A 16,651-nucleotide genomic window follows, 5' to 3' on the forward strand; every position below is an offset into this window, starting at 1 on the left:
CGCCCCGGGATAATTCACCAGGGGCGGCCAACGCTACTTCTTCCGCGCACCTGCTTTAACAACACGTTTAGTAGTCTGCTTCACGGCCTTCTTGGTGGTTTTCTTTGATGCCTTCTTCGTGGGAGTCTTCTTCCGAGAGTTCTTTTTCGGAGCGCCTCCATCGGCAGCTTCTTTAGCCCGTCGCTCGGAAAGCAGCTCATTAGCACGCGCGTCGGTAAGCGTCTCTGGGTTGTCTCCCTTACGTAGGGAGGCGTTGGTAGTGCCGTCGGTGACGTACGGCCCGAAACGGCCGTCCTTGACCTGCATTGGCTTTCCTGAGACATCGTTATCGCCAAGCACCTTCAGTGGTGCTGCAGCGGTGGCGCTGCGTCCACGACGCTTAGGCTCCGAGTAAATCCGGCGCGCTTCCTCCAAGGTTACGGTGAAGATTTGTTCTTCATTGGCCAGGGAGCGGGAGTCGCTGCCCTTCTTCAAATACGGGCCATAGCGACCATTCTGGGCTGTGATCGTCTCACCATCGGACGGATCAACGCCCACTTCGCGTGGCAAGGACAGCAGTCGCAGGGCATCTTCGAGAGTGACCGAGGATGGTTCCATGGTGGAAAACAGCGAAGCCGTTCCGGGTTTGAGGGTTTCCTCGATGATCTGGTTGATCCGCTTTTCTTTCTGCGTTGCCGCAGTCTTAGTGTCCCAGTTCTTAGCGCGCTTCCCCTCTGCTTTACGCTGCGCGTCTTCTTCGGCACGCTCTGCAGCCACGATCTCTTCAGCCTGCGCAGCAACGCGCTCGCGTTCCTCTGCCAAGACCTGCTCGGTCACATAAGGGCCATAACGGCCATCCTTTGCCACGATGGTGCGGCCATTCGCGGGATTAACTCCCAGTTCGCGGCCGCCTTGTGGGATGGCAAAAAGCTTCTCAGCGGCAGCGAGCGAAAGCTCATCAGGGGTAGTAGATTCCGGCAGATTTGCGCGCTGGTACTCCGGCTCGCCGTCAGCGTTCTTGCCAACGACCCGCTCCAGATACGGTCCGAAACGACCCACCCGGACCACGATGTCGCGGCCTTCAGAATCCACGAACAGGCGCAAAGAGTTCACTTCACGGGCGTCGATATGCTCGAGGTTGTCACCGACCAAGGACTTCAGACCGCCCTGGCGCGCAATCGAGTCAGCCATCTTTTCACTGGCCTCGGCATTGCCGAAGTAAAAGCTGTTCAACCAGTCAGTTCGATCTTCATTACCGGCCGCGATCTCATCGAGTTCATCCTCCATCGAGGAAGTGAAGTCGTAGTCAACCAGGGAGGAGAAGTTTTGCTCCAGCAGCCCAACCACAGCGAAGGCGACCCAGGAAGGCACTAACGCATTACCGCGCGAGAACACATAGCCACGATCCTGGATCGTTTTGATGATCGACGCATAGGTCGATGGACGCCCGATACCGAGGTCCTCCATCTTCTTCACCAACGAAGCTTCGGTATAGCGGGCCGGCGGGTTCGTTGCGTGCCCTTCCGCCTTAATGTCCCGAGTGGCAAGAGCATCGCCCGCTGCCAGTGGAGGCAGGCGCTTCTCGGCGTTGTCAGCCACATCCCGACCATCCTCAAGCTGGGTGGTCTCCACATAGGCCTTGAGGAAGCCAGGGAAGGTGATGGTCCGGCCCGTGGCTGCGAATTCAACCCGTTCACCACTGGTTGCGGTACCCGCAATGGTCACCTTCATCGAGGTGCCGCGGGCATCGGCCATCTGGGAAGCGACGGTGCGCTGCCAGATTAGTTCATAAAGCTTGAATTCCTCGGCGTCGAGCTGGCCATGCAGCTGTCCCGGCGTAGCAAAAGTCTCGCCAGCTGGGCGGATCGCCTCGTGTGCTTCCTGCGAGTTCTTAACTTTGCGGGTGTACTGCCTTGGTTGGTCAGCCACGAACTTCTCGCCGTACAGCTCGCTGGCCTGCTGCCGCGCCGCTTGGATGCCGGACTGAGACAGCGTGGTCGAGTCGGTACGCATATAGGTGATGTGGCCGTTTTCGTAAAGCCGCTGCGCAATACGCATGGTGCGCTCCGAGGTGTAGTGGAGCTTGCGGCCGGCTTCCTGCTGCAGCGTCGACGTCATGAATGGTGGGTATGGGCGCCGCGTGTAAGGCTTCTCTTCGACGCTGTCCACCGACATGAGTTGGCCGTTCAGGGCGTCGGCAAGCTGCTTCGCTTTCGCCTCGTCGAGCGCCACGACGCCCTTGCTCTTCAGCTCGCCGCGGTCGTTAAAGTCGCGCCCTTGGGCAACGCGCTGCTTATCGACGGCCGTCAGCCGCGCCGCGAATTCAGTCGGGTTCTCCGGGCTGGATTGCTTGTCCGTCGCGAGCTCGGCATTCAAATCCCAGTAACTTGCAGACTTGAAAGCCATCCGCTCGCGCTCCCGCTCCACGATGACGCGGGTGGCCACGGACTGCACTCGCCCGGCGGACAGTCGTGGCATGACTTTCTTCCACAACACCGGGGAGACTTCATAACCGTAGAGACGGTCTAGGATACGGCGGGTTTCTTGAGCATCGACGAGGTTATCGTCCAGCTCACGAGTATTTTCAGCCGCAGCAATAATCGCTGGCTTGGTGATCTCGTTGAACACCATGCGCTTTACCGGCACTTTAGGCTTGAGCACCTCAAGCAAATGCCAAGCAATGGCCTCGCCTTCACGGTCGGGGTCTGTTGCTAGCAGCAGCTCATCAACTTCTTTGAGCTTGGACTTAAGGTCCGCGACCTTCTTCTTCTTGTCCGAGCTGACCACGTACAGGGGCGCGAATCCATGGTCGGTGTCCACACCGAGACGAGCCCAGGATTCCTTCTTGTATTTGGTCGGCACATCCGCGGCACCCCGCGGAAGGTCTCGAATGTGACCGACGGACGCCTCGACGATGTAATCCTTACCCAGGTAAGGCTGGATCTTCTTCGCCTTAGTCGCCGACTCCACGATCACGAGGCGCTTGACGCCTGCATTCGAATCTGCCACCTTGCCAACTTTCTTTTCCGACTCCGGACCGAGCTTTTCTCCACTACCGTACACAGTTATATATGGCTCTACTACGCACTGGTCATGTTTTAGACAATTTCAGGGGCGAATATTGCTCGTCCGATCAACCAGAAAGGCCTTCGATACCCGCTCCCAGGAAGGGTTCAGGCACAACAAAACCCGGCCCCTCCACAATGTGGAAGTGACCGGGCGATGCCAGAGAATTCTCTTAGACAGCGTTGACGTTCTGAGCCTGTGGGCCCTTTGCGCCTTCACCGATCTCGAACTCAACCTGCTGATTCTCCTCGAGGGTACGGAAACCGTTGCCCTGGATCTCGGAGTAGTGAACGAAGACATCTGCGGATCCATCAGCCGGAGCAATGAAACCAAAGCCCTTTTCAGCGTTGAACCACTTCACAGTACCCTGTGCCATATTAAAACCTTTTTCTTTCGAACGAAGCAGTATTCCCGCAATTTGAAGGGAGTACCGGGTCGTTGTGAACTCTCATTCACTCGAAAGAGAATGAGCGCTCGCAATAACAAAATCCTCTGCGAGCGCTATGTAACACTGCACTTGGAAAAGCTGCGACCGAGTTCCAGTGTGTCATGAAATTGGTGACGGCGATAGCCCTAAACTGGAAAAACAATCAAAAGCGCAGGTCAACACTCAAAAGAAATTTATTTCAACAGGCGAAAAAGGGACACTGATGGCCGAATTCCACACGATAGGCACTGAAATCGCTGACTTCATTCAGCGCCGGTACCCGCAATCCACCTGCACTCACCTGGAGACGATTCCGCCACGCCCTGCCGTCTATGCTGATTGGCCGGATTGGGTTTTTCCCGCCCTGCGGGCGCACCTAACAGACACCGGGATCAAGCAGTTGTTTTCCCATCAAGCCGAGGTGGCACAACGCGCCTTCGACGGACAACACGTGGTGGTGTCCACGGGGACCTCCTCCGGCAAGTCGCTCGGCTACTTGCTACCGATCTTGTCTGCCCTGCAGGCAGATCCGACAGCGTGCGCATTGTATTTAACTCCTACAAAGGCCTTGGGCTCAGACCAGCTCAGCACCGCCTTGCGACTCACCGGGGACATCCCTGAGCTGCGCAGCATCGCCCCTGCGCCTTATGACGGAGATACCCCAACCGACGCGCGCAGCGGCATTCGAGATTCCTCGCGATTCATTTTCAGCAACCCCGATATGGTGCACGCTTCACTACTAGCAAACCATGTGCGGTGGGGGCGCCTGCTACGCCACTTAAAATTCGTGGTGATCGACGAATGCCACAGCTACCGCGGGGTGTTCGGGGCACATGTTGCACTAGTCATCCGGCGCCTGCGACGTATTGCTGCCAGCTATGGCAGTGAGCCGGTTTTCATCCTCGCTTCCGCCACCGCCACAGACCCAGGCGAGCATGCGGAAAACCTCATTGGCTCCCCCGTGCATGCGGTCACCCAGGACGGCGCTCCAACAGGTGCGCGAACGGTCATGCTGTGGGAGCCCGGGCTTATCGACGGCGCAGAAGGAGAAAACGGGGCACCTGTGCGCCGTGCCGCGACGAGCGAAGCTGCAGGCATCATGGCCAGCGCCATTTCCGAGGGGGCTCGCACACTCACTTTTGTCCGTTCCCGCCGCGGGGCCGAAGTGGTGGCGCTGCGGACTGCCGAAGAACTCACACTGCTGGGAAAACCCGACTTTGCGCAGCGTGTTGCTTCCTACCGGGCCGGCTATCTTGCGGAGGATCGACGGCGCCTCGAACACATGCTTGATGACGGCTCGTTGCTTGGTGTCGCCACAACCAATGCCCTCGAGCTAGGTATTGACATTGGTGGCTTGGATGCCGTCGTAACTGCCGGATTCCCCGGCACGATAGCCTCCTTCTGGCAGCAAGCTGGCCGGGCGGGTCGCCGTGGACAGGGATCGCTGGTGGTGTTTGTCGCCCGCGATGAGCCGCTGGACAACTACCTCATCCACCATCCGGAGGCGCTGCTTCAGCGTCCCATTGAGCGGGTCATCTTCGACCCTAAGAATCCATTCGTGTTGCGGGGCCATGTCTATTGCGCCGCAATCGAAAAGGCCCTCACAGCGGCCGACATTGCCATGTTTGGGGCAGCCGAAGTTGTCCGACAGCTTGAATCTGAGGGGCTGCTGCGGCGCCGCCCCCACGGTTGGTTTGCCGTGACTGCTGCAGATGCCAACGCCCTGTCCCCGGATACGGCCCATCAGCTGCTCGGTCTCCGCGGCAGCTCGACTGCCGAAGTACTGATCGTAGAATCCACCACCGGTCGAGTGTTGGGCACCATCGATTCCGAGCGTGCGCCTGCTCAGGTACACCCCGGTGCTGTGTACATGCACCAGGGTGAAACGTACGTGATTCAGGAACTACACCTCGACGATCACCTTGCCCTTGCTGACCCTGAGGCCCCGGACTGGTCTACTTTCTCTCGCAGCAGCACCGACATTCGAATCATCGACGGCCCGGGAGAAAACATCCGGGAGCTCGGTGGCGGGGTATGGGTTGCCGCAGTGGATGTGGAAGTTACCACCCAGGTCACCTCTTATGTAACCAAGCTTGCCGACGGCACCGTGCTCGACTCCGTTGCACTCGACATGCCAGCGCAACGACTCATCACACGCGCTGTGGCCTACACCGTGGACCCGCTGACGCTATCCTCGCTCGGCATCTCAGCAGCCGATATCCCCGGCACCCTGCATGCGGCAGAACACGCTGCGATCGGCATGCTGCCACTGCTAGCCACTTGCGACCGCTGGGATATCGGTGGGGTTTCCACCGCGCAACACCCAGACACGGGACTACCAACCGTCTTCGTTTACGACGGTCACCCCGGCGGGGCAGGCTTTGCCGACCACGGCTTCCAACGCTTCCAGGAGTGGATCACAGCCACTTTTGAGACAGTCCGCTCCTGCACTTGCGACAGTGGCTGCCCGTCGTGCGTGCAGTCTCCCAAGTGTGGGAACGGCAACCAGCCACTGAACAAGGCTGGCGCAATCAGTCTCCTCGGCGCCTTGGTATCACTGCACGCCTAGGACTCACACTGGCCCGGCGCGCGAGGTTGCTTGGCGCCCCCGGATCTCCGCTCTCACCTCCACATCCACGTTGTCCACCCGACACGAGGCCAGCTCGGCACCATTACGTTCAGCTGTCTCACGGGCTCGTTCGCATGGCTGCGAAGACGCATCGAAGGCCGCATGAGCCCCGGCTAGCGCTGCGCCTTCCGCTGCCACTTGAGCTTGGTGCGCAGCAATTACTCCGCGCGCAGCTACGGCGATGACTAACAGCAGCGCGATGAGCGCGGCAATTGCTCCCGCAGCAGTAATCGTGATGTTTCCTTCCTCACCACGCGCTGTCACGATGTGGCCATTTCTGCTGGGTACACCGCACTTGCGGAGATCGGCACCACGCCAGTGTCAATGGAAACCGTTGCGGTCGCCCACGTGCCGTCGCTGCTCAGCGCCACCTCACCACGTTCGGGTTCAAAAGTCTCCCCTAGGGAATGTGCTCGCGCTGCGGCTCCCGCCATGTCCACGGCAGCGATGTAGCTAGCTAGCGTGATCATGGCGGACACCACCAGCAACGTCACGGTCACAATCCCCGCGAGGCCAAAGGCCGCTTCGATGGTGACTGAGCCGTTGTCGTCGAGAAGCGCGCTAGGCCGGTGTGTTGGACAGCGCATCTGTCAGGATGTTTTGGATAGCTGTTACCACTTGGTCACCGTTGACAACGGTGTACAGCACTGCAGCCAGGGCGGCCGCCGCGAGGGAGCCCATCGCGTACTCAATAGTGCTCATACCCTCCTCGTCGCGGATGAACGTGGTTACGGAGCTTGAGATTTTTCGGAACATTGCTTTCTCCTTGGATTAGGGAATCATGGTGGCAGTTAGATTGATGACGATTGGTGCCAGCCCGAGAATGAAGAAGGCGGGCAGGAAACACAGGGCCAGCGGTAGGGCGATGAATACGCCTGCCCGCTCTGCGGCCGCGGTGGCGCTATCTGATGTTCGTTGCCTGATGTCCTCTGCGATGCGGACGCAGGAAGTTGCCAGTGCGCTGCCCGAACGTTCGGATATCTTTGCCACGCGGGCTACTTCCGCAAGCTCTGTGGCATCCCGCATGGGAGTCCAGGCAGTACGCGCATCGACACCGATGGCCAGCATCGCGGCGACGCTGGACCACTGCTGCCGGGCCGTTCCACTCACGTCAGCTACTACTTCGGCAGCAACTGCAAGGGTGGCACCAGAAGCCAGGCAGGCGGCAAACAGTTCTATGTCAGCGGCATGGCTGAGGGCTTGGTACGGACCATCACGTGCCCGCACTGTTGGTTCGGCCCGCGTGCGTATTCTCGTGGCCGCCTTAGGGGCAGCGACGAGGAGGCTGAGGGCGCACCACACTGTCCACATCATCGCGTACCACCAGCTGCTCGAGACACGATCAGTTCAACCCACACGAAGCCCGTGCAGGCCAAACTGGTGCCGCTGAGCAACAATGCGGCACCAGTAGTGGTCCCCGTCAAAAAGCTCACCGGATTGGCTCCCATCGCGGTACCCATTCCGATACCTGCGAGTGGCAGCAGGGCCAAAATGATCGCAGTTGCCCGTGGACCTTGTAGTGCGGCCACTGTGGCCCGCTCATGGCGCACTGCCGCATCAATGCGTTGCTGCATATGACGTAATAGGGTTGATACCCCGATGCCGCGTCGTTCTGCGACGGACCATAAGTGTCCCGTCGCACGCAGGTCAGAGAACTCTGCTGGGGCCTCCAACAAAACGGTAGCGGCACTCGCGCCTGCGGCGCAGCGCCGCGCAGCTAGTGCCACCACGTCGCGCATGGCCATCGGTATCGTTGCGGGCGGCTCGGACGCGACATGCGCCCACGACTGTTGCGGCGAAGCCCCACCCTTGATGTTTTCAGCCAGACTTCCCACTATCGCTGCGGTCGCTTCGGCTGCCTGACGACGCCGCTTTTCTTTTAGTCGTTGGCGCAAAATCCATCCGATTGTCAGGCCCACCATCAGAGCGCTGACGGCCACTCCAGCGCCGTGGTAGAGCACGAATCCCGCGAACGGTATCGCCAAGATCGGAGCTGCCGGAAGTCGGTTCTCCGATGGACGCACCCGGCGAATCGGGGCTGCCGCTTCGAGTATTTCCGCGATAGCCACCGCCATGAGCTGCACACTTATCATATGGAAGCACCCCGTAATGGAAGTATTTGATCATCGCTTTTCCATATAGTTTCTATCTGCAATGGAAAACCGGACACTTTCGCAATCTCTGAAACGCGTCGTCCCATATGGGACTTCTCCATCACAACGATGTAGCGCACAGCAGCCGAAAATTGCCGTTGCAACGCCTCCGCACCAAGACCTCCTAACATCGCGAGCGCCTCCATTCGGGCAGGCACTTCACGAGCTGAGTTGGCATGCACCGTCCCGGCACCGCCGTCATGGCCGGTATTGAGCGCAGCAAGCAGATCCACTACCTCTGCGCCGCGAATCTCGCCCAACACAATACGATCTGGCCGCATCCTTAGCGCCTGCTTAAGCAGGTCCGCCATACTCACCGCACCCGCTCCCTCAATGTTCAAGTTGCGTGTCACCAAGTTGAGTACATGCGGATGCAGCGGGCGTAGCTCAGGGGTGTCCTCGATACAGATGATCCGCTCACGTTCAGGAACCTCGGCCAGCAGCGCCGAAAGGAGCGTTGTTTTACCAGATCCTGTACCTCCCACCACGAGAAAGGAATGCCGCTGCTCTATCACCGAGCGCAGCACCCCAGCTGCTTCAACCGTCACCGTGCCCGAGTCCACCAATTGGGTCAACCTAAGCGCGGCCTGGCGAAGCACCCGCAAGGAAATGCAGGTGCCGGCTTCGCTTAGTGGCGGGACAATGGCGTGGATTCGGATGCTCGTGCCGTCGTCACGCAATAGTCGCCCGTCTGCGTAGGGTTGGGCGTCGTCCAGGCGGCGACCACAGGCCACGGCGAGCCGAACTGCAAGCTGGCGTACTTGCTCCTCAGATTCAAAGGTGAGCTCGGCCAGCTCCAGCCCCTCACCGCGGTCAAACCACACTTCAGTGGCACCGTTAACCAGCACGTCTGTCACCCCCGGAATCCCCAGTATCCGATCAAGGGGCCCAGCGCCATGCGATTCTTGGCGGACAATTCGCAGCACATCGAGCAAATCAAGATCACTGATAACGCCAGCCTCCTCGCGCACAATTGCCGCAACATCGGCGGCATTTACCCCGCCGCCCTCCCGCGGCCGGGAAGCAAGCCGTACGTGGATGCGGTCTATCAACCCCGAATCAATACTCATTGGGAAGACACCGCCTCCCGCACCAACCGCGCCGCCTGCCGCAGTGATCGTGGGACACGTACCATGCCTCGCAACTCAATGCTCTTCGCTAGGCCAGCTACCGTAGGGATTGCTGCAGCTACCTCAACACCGCCTAGCGTTGCCACCTCCGCCTCATCCAATCCGGACCACCCGCGATGCCGCACAACACACACGATCGAGGCGCCGCAGCCCGCAGCCCGCAATGCGGTGAGCTCAGCGACCACAGCCGCTACCGCCCGCAGTTCTGCCGGGACGAGCACCACTAACGCACCGAGCTTTTGCACCACGTCCTGAGCCTCGAGCAAATGTCGTGGTAGATCCACCACTGTGGGCTGGCCCCGTACCGATTCCACAGCTGCGGCAACGGCGGAGGCAGAAACACTGGCAACTGTCCCTCTGCCGCGCGCCACGGTGAGCACCCTAACCCCCTGTGCCTCTGGCAAGGCCTGCAAGAGATCATCACCGTCGACCGGTCCGTGCTCCAAGCTCAGATCATTCCAACGCGCCCCGAGGCACTCTTCAGCCCCAAGCAAAAGGTCAAGACCACCTGAAAATGGATCTGCGTCAATGAGCACCGCACCAGCACCAAGTTCTTGCGCCAGTGCCGATGCAAAAACACTGGTCCCGCAACCACCCACCGCGCCCACCACACCGATCGCCAAAGCTGAGGAATGCTGTTCTCGTGGCCGTTGCCCCAGTACGCGCAGCAGGTCGGGCGCCTGTGCGGGAACTACGAAGCCATCAGTAGCTCCGCACCGTAGCGCCAGCTGCCAATCGACCGGCCCCGGATCCCCGGCAACGAAAAACACCCGTGGTTGTTCAAGTGCCATCCCCAATTCGCTGGCCATCTCCCTGTCCAGCAGCACTGCGTCAGCGCGAGGCGCAGCGCTCCGCAATGTGGCTACGGCAGTCGCGTCGACAATGCTGCGCCCCGTCGCTGCTGCGATGTGCATCACCTCAGGATGTAGGGCTGGATCTGCGACTGCAACCACAATGCTTGACTTCATGCAGCTAGGATGACGCAGCTTTTCCGCTCCGGGGCACGCCTGCGGCCAGAGCTGTGGATAACTCGAGCAATTGTGGCCAGTTCAACATTTCTTTGTGGATAACGCACCCCAGGTTCAGCCAAAGCACTTAGGGAGCGATTACAAAGAAAAGGCGACGGCCCGCGCTTCGGGGGGGTTGCGCGGGCCGTCTATTTTCTTACCCGACAACAGGGGGGTCGTGCCGGGGCTGGCCACACGGTATATCGGGGCCCTGCATCGGTAATTATACACGCCACATGAACCAACACAATGAACGGAATCGCTTTTGTCCTCACCTCAACCAAACTGTGATAACTGCAGGAAGTTGCTGACAGGAGCAGCGACGCCCGGCCAGCCAGCTACGACTCCAGTTACACTAGGTAGTTGTGAAATCCGAAGGCCTAAACACTGCCGTGACTGCAAGCACCGAGCTCCAGTCCCCACGTGTCGCTGCCTTTTTTGACCTGGACAAAACGATCATTGCCACGAGCTCCGCATACGCATTCGGCAAGGAGTTCATAGGCAGCGGGCTCATCTCGCCTCGCGCTGCCCTCCAAATGAGTTTGGCCCAAGCAACCTACATCCTTGCAGGCCACACCAGCGAACAGATGGACAACACCCGCGACCAGCTGACCACGATGATCGCGGGCTGGGAGATCGCACAAGTGCGCCAGATCGCGGAAGAGACGATGAAAAACGTGGTATCTCCGGCGATCTACGCAGAGGCCAGGGACCTCATCAACTTCCACCAGAACCTAGGCCATGACGTCATCATCATCTCCGCCTCTGCCACAGAGCTGGTGGCCCCCATCGCGAAAGAACTTGGAGTGGATCAGATCGTAGCCACCGAGCTTGCGACCAAGGACGGTGTCCTCACCGGCGAAGTGTTGTTCTACGCGAAAGGGCCCGCGAAGGCCAATGAGATCCGGAGACTCGCAAAAGAACACGGCTACGACCTCGACCGAAGCTTCGCCTATTCCGACTCCTCAACGGACATCCCGATGCTGGAATGCGTCGGCAATGCCGTGGCGGTGAACCCCGATCGTGCGTTGCGTCGTGCAGCAATCGCCAACAACTGGGAGATCAAGTCCTTTAAGAACCCAGTGCCCCTGTTTACTGTCCCAACCACGCGGGAAGTTTCTATCGGAACTGGAGTGGTTGCTGGCGTCGCCGCGCTCACGGCCGGCGGGATTTGGCTCTACAAAAACAACAAAGGCACAGCCTGAGCGGCACCCCAAAGTCAACCTCCACAGGAAACCTGCGTTTATAACCTCTGAGACTGTTACGTGTGCGAGTTGTTGCAAAGCTGCAACTTTGCAGTTCAGCTGGCCTGCGATATTTCCCGCAACGCTCCGCACGAAAACCGGCAACTAAACCATGAAGATGAGGCTAGCGAACGGCCGTGCCAGAAACGGTTTCTGCAGGTAGGACGTCGATAAGCGCGGCGGAAATCACTGCGCCGGGCCGCAACCAATTTCGTGCCCTCAAACCCACAGCACTGGAGGTACGGCGCCGGTAGCACCGCGGCGGTGCGCGCCCAGACACTAGGCTCTATCTCCCTGCCGATCGCTCTGCGCAGGCTAATATATAACTAGTTGTTCGCACCAGCGCGATTTTCGTGGCACGATTGACTGCAGGCTTTATAACAAACATCGCAAAACTGATTTTGGAGGATTACCGTGAGCAATGCCAAGGGGCTATACACCGCAGGCGACGATAACTTCGCCCCTCGGGTGAACGCTATCCCTCTTTCCGATGTGGATTCCCGCGCAGCGGGCCAGGGCTCCATTGGTGACCTGGTGAGCGACGCGACTGCACAAATGTCGAGCCTGTTCCGCGCCGAGGTGGAGCTCGCCAAGACCGAGATCGCCGACAGCGCTAAGAAGGGTGCCATCGGTGGAGGCTTGTTCGGCGCCGCAGGCACGATCGCGCTCTACAGCTCGTTCTTCTTTTTCTTCTTCCTCGCCGAGCTACTGGACCTGTGGGTACAAACCTGGGCCGCTTTCCTTATCGTCTTCCTGATCATGCTGGCTCTCGCGGGCATCCTCGCTTTCGTCGGCCTGAAGAAGGTCAAGCAGGTTAAGGCCCCGGCAAAGACGATCGAGTCTGTGCAGGAAATGAAGAACCTGGTCCCCGGACAGGCCACTAAGAAGCTCGAAGCTAAGAATCACGGCCTGTACTCCTAGGTACGAACGGCCCGCGCCCGCCTGCTGTTCAAGGTGGGCGTTTTTCGTGGCCACCCACAATTATGAAGAAGATTTCCCCCACCGAACTGGCGCTTCCGGGCCCTTTCGAACACGAGCTAGTGCACACCCGAGGCACACGGCTACATGCCGCCGTGGCGGGCGATACTGCCCGGCCGTTACTCCTGCTGCTGCATGACTGCCTCGGTGGCTGGTTCGATTTTCGCCACGCCATTGCGCCGGCTGCCCAGCACTTCCACGTCGCAGCGATGTCTGCCCGTGGCTTTGACCTGTCCGACAAACCACCTAGCGGCTATTCCATGCGGCACGCGGTGGGGGACGTCAACGGCATGATCCGAGCGCTGGGCCATGGCGCAGCTACTGTGGTGGCGGTGGGGTCCGCAGCCCGCGTGGCGACGACCCTCGCGGCCAATTACCCAGAACGCGTCCGCGGACTCCAGCTAATAGATCCCCTGACCCCACGCAACCCGCTACAAAGCCGCCTCCGCGTTCTGCACGCACGCGCCTGCCAACGGCTTCCCGAACAAGTAGCGCTCCGCTCATTACTCCCACATCACGACGCCGAACTCAGGCGTCTGCGCGCCCTGTCTTATGCAGTGGGCGGTACGCAACAACCTCGCGTCCGGCATGCGCGGCTCGCGCTAGTACCGCTGCCGCTGAATTGGACAGCCCAACCTGAGCTTCACATCCATCAGCTCACCGGGATGCCCTTCCTTAAGAATCCGGAAGAGTGGGCAGAGAGCCTGCGGACTATTTGAGTACGCATTCCTGGGTGTTCACGGTAGCGGTGAGCGCCGTGTAGTCACCAATGGTCTGCATGATTTCTTCCTTAGTCAACGCATATCCAGTATCGGTAGTGTCCGCGGCAGCGCCGAAGATCATTCCGAGCAGCTCACCATCTGCTGTAGTGAGCGGGCCACCCGAATTGCCCTGCCGCACGGAGCCGCGCAGTGTGTATGCCTCACGGTCCAGCCGGCTTCCTGCGTAGATATCTGGCCCGTTGATGGTGATGCGATCGCGGATGCGGGCCGAGGTAGCAGTGAAGGGGCCGGAGCCTGGGTAGCCCATGACAACGGCGTCGGCACCCGTTTCTGCCGGTTCCGATGCCCACTGCAGCGGCTCAAGTCCGAGGCCGGGCGCATGCAGCACTGCAACATCCACTCCTGGGTCATAAAGCACCACGGTGGCCTCTCGTACGCCCAGCACGGTATCCAGTTCCACAGACTCGGTACCGGCTACTACGTGGGCGTTAGTGAGCACATAGTCATCGGATACGACGAAGCCTGAGCCGGAGAGTGTGTGTCGGCATTTCGCTGCTTGTCCAGTAACGTGCACAACCGAATCGCGCAGGTCCTCGACCATGGCGCGGTTCTCCACCTCAATGCGTGGTGCTGCCACCTCGGCGGAGGATGCCGCCTCAAATGGAGAAAGCAGCGGCGGGAGACCGGACTCATTCAGCATGGCCGAGATCTGGTTCGGCAGTGCGTGCAGCTGCGCCGGGGCGAACCTGTCCACCCCTTGCAGAATCTTTGAGCCAGAGATACCCCGGGCTATGGACCCAGGAGCTGCGGTAGCGAGCGGGATCGCGATGAGCCAGGCAACGATCAATGTCGCCAGCACCTGAAAAACCGAGCCGACAGCGGAATCAATGCGCTGCGCAGACTTGGTCCGCATGTTCTGCCGCAGCCGTCCCCCGATGACTCCACCTAGCATGTTGCCGATGCCGATGAGCAGCAGCACTGTGCCGAGGGCAAGCAAGAAGCGAAAGGCAGTGCTTTCGGTATAGCTCATCACGAGCGGCGCGGCTGCGGCTCCGCACACCAGGCCGAGAATGACACCTATCGTTGACAGCACCGAGGAGAAAGCTCCTTGGCGCCAGCCCGTCACAAGTGCACCACACAGTGCGAGCCCCAAAAGCACATCGACGATCACACCGGGGTTGTCTGTTAGATAGGTGGGCACGAGACTCCTGCATCAGCCATGAACAAAAACTACTTGACTCATCTTACGGGTTTAAGGCTCATTGTTTCGAGAGCTACGCAACGCAGTCCGCAAATCTATTTCAATGGGGTCCCAGGGCTCCTCCCACCCCGCGAAGCGCATCGTCGCAGCTAACAAGCCGCCCGTGAAGCCCCACACCACATATCCTCGGTGCCAAAATGCAGGTCCGACCCAATCACCATTGCGCACCAAAAAACGATTGGTGGGGCGGGCAAGCTCGCTTATCGACGCCCGAAAGATGTCGTCGTTTTCCAGCGGGCTGACCACGGGCAATTCCCGCGGCTCATGCCAAAACCCGAGGACCGGCACCACCGGATTGCCAGTGGCATGTATCGCCAATGGTGCTAGTTCTGCGACTGGAGTGACGGTACGTCTATCCAAACCGGTCTCTTCCCAGGCCTCTCGAAGTGCACCATCAATCGCACCACTGTCGTCTGGATCAATACGGCCGCCGGGAAACGCGATCTGCCCAGAATGCGAACGCATAGTGGGCGTGCGATGAGTGAGTAAAATTTCCGCCTCTGCGGCGGTGCGTCCAGAAAAGAGCATGAGCACGGCAGACATCTGGGCTTGGGACCGTGCGGCCGCTCGTGCCCGCTGGCTCAGCCCACCGTGGATGCTCCCATCACGGGCGGTATCCACGAGGGTTTTCATCCAGGTAGGCGCATCAGCGGGACGCAATGCGGTGTTGAATCCAGGCAGATCGCTCATCGGCTCAGCGCCCCGCTCACCGCCCGATCCAGTTCCTCCGGGGAGACAAAGACAGCCGGGAATGACTGCAGCAACTCCCCCTCCGGGCTGATCACAACGGTGATGGGGACAACTCCCGGCAGGCCATGCGTGCCAGCAAACTGGTTCGCGTCGTCTTGGTAACTCGGAATCTTGATACCGAGTTCATTCAGCATGGCTGCCCCGTTGGCTGCGTTGGTGTCTGCATGGACCCCAACAACGTTCCACTCCGGGTGAGCCTCGGCGAGGGCGTCGAAAAGCGGCAGTTCCTGGCGGCACGGCCCGCACCACCACGCCCACACATTGACCACAGTCGGCTTGGCTTCCAACTGTTGTGTTTGTCCACCGAGGCATGGCAATTCCACCCGCCCTACGGAACCTGTTGGGCAATCGGGCCGCGGCTGGACTTCGGACTGTGGTTCGGGTTGCGCAGGCTCGGTATCAGTCTGCAGCATGCCAGGAACCACAAAGACCAGCGCAACCAGGATCGCCGCACTGACGATGACTGTCCACACCGTGGTCTTGTTCATTATTCCTCCGTCACCAGCCGCAGCAGATGCTCTCGTTCCGGTCCCTTGATCAATTTCGCCGCATCTACAAAGTCTGCTGGGCCCGCAATCCCAAAGCTAGGGCACAGCTTAGCGATGTAGCACGCACCGCACCCAGCCTTTCGACTATGGCACACGCGTCGACCATGGTAGATCAAGCGGTGCGACACCATGGTCCACTCGGATGGCTCGATGAGCTGCATGATGTGCTTTTCGACGGCCACCGGATCCTTTTCGGTTGTGAGCCCAAGCCGACGCACCAGGCGCTCGAAGTGAGTATCCACCGTCAGCCCTGGCACCCCGAAGGCATTGCCTAGCACTACGTTTGCTGTTTTCCGCCCCACCCCTGGCAGTGTGATTAACTCTGCCAGGGTGCGCGGCACCTCGCCACCAAAGTCATCACACAGTTGTTGTCCGAGGCTGATGAGGGCTTTTGCCTTGTTACGATAGAAGCCGGTCGGCCGAATGAGCTCTTCTACCTCGGCCAACTGTGCCGATGCATAAGCCTCCGCTGTCGGATAGGTAGCAAAGAGTTTGGGGGTTACTTGATTTACCCGGACATCAGTGGTTTGCGCAGACAGCACCGTAGCTACCAGGAGCTCCAGCGGGTTACGGAAATCCAATTCCGCTTTGGCGTCTGGGTAGCAGGTGGCCAGCATACGATTGATGCGGCGCGCCCGTCGCTTCAGCGCCAGTGGGCTTTCCGGTTTCACCTGTTTCACCTTGGCCATAAGCCTTAGCTTAACCGCGCGGAGGCTGAGAACGTATAGTTGGCAATTATGGGCATTCTCTTCGCAAT

General features: G+C 59.7%; 18 protein-coding genes. 4 read left to right on the top strand and 14 right to left on the bottom strand.

Annotated elements, in window-relative coordinates:
• Positions 1-33: 33 nt before the first annotated feature.
• Positions 34-2,988, bottom strand: coding sequence for a type I DNA topoisomerase (gene topA / locus WG936_RS03455; protein WP_339572118.1), 2,955 nt, complete (start codon positions 2,986-2,988; stop codon positions 34-36).
• Between the two features lie 229 nt (positions 2,989-3,217).
• Positions 3,218-3,421: a cold-shock protein gene (locus tag WG936_RS03460; RefSeq protein ID WP_339572119.1), complete on the bottom strand. Its 204-nt coding sequence runs from the start codon at positions 3,419-3,421 to the stop codon at positions 3,218-3,220.
• 274 nt (positions 3,422-3,695) lie between these two features.
• Between WG936_RS03460 and WG936_RS03465 the strand changes: the two genes are divergently transcribed.
• The gene (locus WG936_RS03465; RefSeq protein ID WP_339572120.1) at positions 3,696-6,041 is read left to right on the top strand and encodes a DEAD/DEAH box helicase; all 2,346 of its coding nucleotides are present in this window, start codon (positions 3,696-3,698) and stop codon (positions 6,039-6,041) included.
• 3 nt (positions 6,042-6,044) lie between these two features.
• On the opposite strand, the gene WG936_RS03470 is transcribed toward WG936_RS03465, so the two are convergent.
• Genes WG936_RS03470 through ssd form a run of 7 tightly spaced genes read right to left on the bottom strand, consistent with a single transcriptional unit; the run spans position 6,045 to position 10,352 of the window.
• Positions 6,045-6,365 (bottom strand): Rv3654c family TadE-like protein, encoded by a 321-nt coding sequence (locus WG936_RS03470; protein ID WP_339565043.1) that lies wholly within the window; start codon positions 6,363-6,365, stop codon positions 6,045-6,047.
• Positions 6,362-6,688: a hypothetical protein gene (locus WG936_RS03475; RefSeq protein WP_339565044.1), complete on the bottom strand. Its 327-nt coding sequence runs from the start codon at positions 6,686-6,688 to the stop codon at positions 6,362-6,364. Before WG936_RS03475 ends, WG936_RS03470 begins: the two co-directional genes overlap by 4 nt.
• Positions 6,663-6,857, bottom strand: a complete 195-nt coding sequence (locus WG936_RS03480) for a DUF4244 domain-containing protein (protein WP_339572121.1) — start codon at positions 6,855-6,857, stop codon at positions 6,663-6,665. Before WG936_RS03480 ends, WG936_RS03475 begins: the two co-directional genes overlap by 26 nt.
• A gap of 15 nt (positions 6,858-6,872) precedes the next feature.
• Complete coding sequence (locus tag WG936_RS03485; RefSeq protein WP_339565046.1) at positions 6,873-7,415, bottom strand: type II secretion system F family protein; 543 nt, start codon at positions 7,413-7,415, stop codon at positions 6,873-6,875.
• Positions 7,412-8,194: a type II secretion system F family protein gene (locus WG936_RS03490; protein ID WP_339572122.1), complete on the bottom strand. Its 783-nt coding sequence runs from the start codon at positions 8,192-8,194 to the stop codon at positions 7,412-7,414. The genes WG936_RS03485 and WG936_RS03490 overlap by 4 nt, the downstream gene beginning before the upstream one ends.
• Entirely contained in the window at positions 8,191-9,324 is a 1,134-nt protein-coding gene (locus WG936_RS03495) for a TadA family conjugal transfer-associated ATPase (RefSeq protein WP_339572123.1), read from the bottom strand. The genes WG936_RS03490 and WG936_RS03495 overlap by 4 nt, the downstream gene beginning before the upstream one ends.
• Positions 9,321-10,352, bottom strand: coding sequence for a septum site-determining protein Ssd (gene ssd, locus WG936_RS03500; RefSeq protein ID WP_339572124.1), 1,032 nt, complete (start codon positions 10,350-10,352; stop codon positions 9,321-9,323). The genes WG936_RS03495 and ssd overlap by 4 nt, the downstream gene beginning before the upstream one ends.
• 431 nt (positions 10,353-10,783) lie before the next feature.
• Between ssd and WG936_RS03505 the strand changes: the two genes are divergently transcribed.
• Positions 10,784-11,596, top strand: coding sequence for an HAD family hydrolase (locus tag WG936_RS03505; protein WP_339572125.1), 813 nt, complete (start codon positions 10,784-10,786; stop codon positions 11,594-11,596).
• Between the two features lie 163 nt (positions 11,597-11,759).
• On the opposite strand, the gene WG936_RS03510 is transcribed toward WG936_RS03505, so the two are convergent.
• Positions 11,760-11,915 carry a hypothetical protein gene (locus WG936_RS03510; RefSeq protein WP_339572126.1) on the bottom strand — a complete coding sequence of 52 codons (156 nt, stop codon included), beginning with the start codon at positions 11,913-11,915 and terminating at the stop codon, positions 11,760-11,762.
• Positions 11,916-12,049: 134 nt separating this feature from the next.
• Here WG936_RS03510 and WG936_RS03515 point away from each other — a divergent pair, with 134 nt between their 5' ends.
• Together WG936_RS03515 and WG936_RS03520 are read left to right on the top strand one after the other, a co-directional pair.
• A complete protein-coding gene (locus WG936_RS03515) occupies positions 12,050-12,556 on the top strand; it encodes a phage holin family protein (RefSeq protein ID WP_339565051.1) in 507 nt (168 codons plus the stop codon).
• Positions 12,557-12,618: 62 nt separating this feature from the next.
• Positions 12,619-13,332: an alpha/beta fold hydrolase gene (locus WG936_RS03520; protein ID WP_339565052.1), complete on the top strand. Its 714-nt coding sequence runs from the start codon at positions 12,619-12,621 to the stop codon at positions 13,330-13,332.
• Here WG936_RS03520 and WG936_RS03525 read toward each other — a convergent pair.
• From WG936_RS03525 to nth, 4 genes are all read right to left on the bottom strand, one after another.
• Positions 13,325-14,506 (bottom strand): MarP family serine protease, encoded by a 1,182-nt coding sequence (locus WG936_RS03525; protein ID WP_339565125.1) that lies wholly within the window; start codon positions 14,504-14,506, stop codon positions 13,325-13,327. The two genes, WG936_RS03520 and WG936_RS03525, sit on opposite strands and share 8 nt — an antisense overlap.
• 81 nt (positions 14,507-14,587) lie before the next feature.
• Complete coding sequence (locus WG936_RS03530; RefSeq protein WP_339565053.1) at positions 14,588-15,286, bottom strand: NUDIX hydrolase; 699 nt, start codon at positions 15,284-15,286, stop codon at positions 14,588-14,590.
• Positions 15,283-15,834 (bottom strand): TlpA family protein disulfide reductase, encoded by a 552-nt coding sequence (locus WG936_RS03535; RefSeq protein ID WP_339565054.1) that lies wholly within the window; start codon positions 15,832-15,834, stop codon positions 15,283-15,285. The genes WG936_RS03530 and WG936_RS03535 overlap by 4 nt, the downstream gene beginning before the upstream one ends.
• Entirely contained in the window at positions 15,834-16,583 is a 750-nt protein-coding gene (nth, locus tag WG936_RS03540) for an endonuclease III (RefSeq protein ID WP_339572127.1), read from the bottom strand. Before nth ends, WG936_RS03535 begins: the two co-directional genes overlap by 1 nt.
• Positions 16,584-16,651 lie beyond the last annotated feature (68 nt).

Source organism: Corynebacterium sp. H127, from assembly GCF_037482665.1.
Taxonomy (GTDB): domain Bacteria; phylum Actinomycetota; class Actinomycetes; order Mycobacteriales; family Mycobacteriaceae; genus Corynebacterium.

Bases quoted from the DNA above. Each gene is read 5' to 3' on its own strand.
- WG936_RS03460 (WP_339572119.1), bottom strand. From the start codon at position 3,421: ATGGCACAGGGTACTGTGAAGTGGTTCAACGCTGAAAAGGGCTTTGGT.
- WG936_RS03465 (WP_339572120.1), top strand. From the start codon at position 3,696: ATGGCCGAATTCCACACGATAGGCACTGAAATCGCTGACTTCATTCAG.
- WG936_RS03475 (WP_339565044.1), bottom strand. From the start codon at position 6,688: ATGCGCTGTCCAACACACCGGCCTAGCGCGCTTCTCGACGACAACGGC.
- WG936_RS03480 (WP_339572121.1), bottom strand. From the start codon at position 6,857: ATGTTCCGAAAAATCTCAAGCTCCGTAACCACGTTCATCCGCGACGAG.
- WG936_RS03485 (WP_339565046.1), bottom strand. From the start codon at position 7,415: ATGATGTGGACAGTGTGGTGCGCCCTCAGCCTCCTCGTCGCTGCCCCT.
- WG936_RS03490 (WP_339572122.1), bottom strand. From the start codon at position 8,194: ATGATAAGTGTGCAGCTCATGGCGGTGGCTATCGCGGAAATACTCGAA.
- WG936_RS03495 (WP_339572123.1), bottom strand. From the start codon at position 9,324: ATGAGTATTGATTCGGGGTTGATAGACCGCATCCACGTACGGCTTGCT.
- ssd (WP_339572124.1), bottom strand. From the start codon at position 10,352: ATGAAGTCAAGCATTGTGGTTGCAGTCGCAGATCCAGCCCTACATCCT.
- WG936_RS03520 (WP_339565052.1), top strand. From the start codon at position 12,619: ATGAAGAAGATTTCCCCCACCGAACTGGCGCTTCCGGGCCCTTTCGAA.
- WG936_RS03530 (WP_339565053.1), bottom strand. From the start codon at position 15,286: ATGAGCGATCTGCCTGGATTCAACACCGCATTGCGTCCCGCTGATGCG.
- WG936_RS03535 (WP_339565054.1), bottom strand. From the start codon at position 15,834: ATGAACAAGACCACGGTGTGGACAGTCATCGTCAGTGCGGCGATCCTG.
- nth (WP_339572127.1), bottom strand. From the start codon at position 16,583: ATGGCCAAGGTGAAACAGGTGAAACCGGAAAGCCCACTGGCGCTGAAG.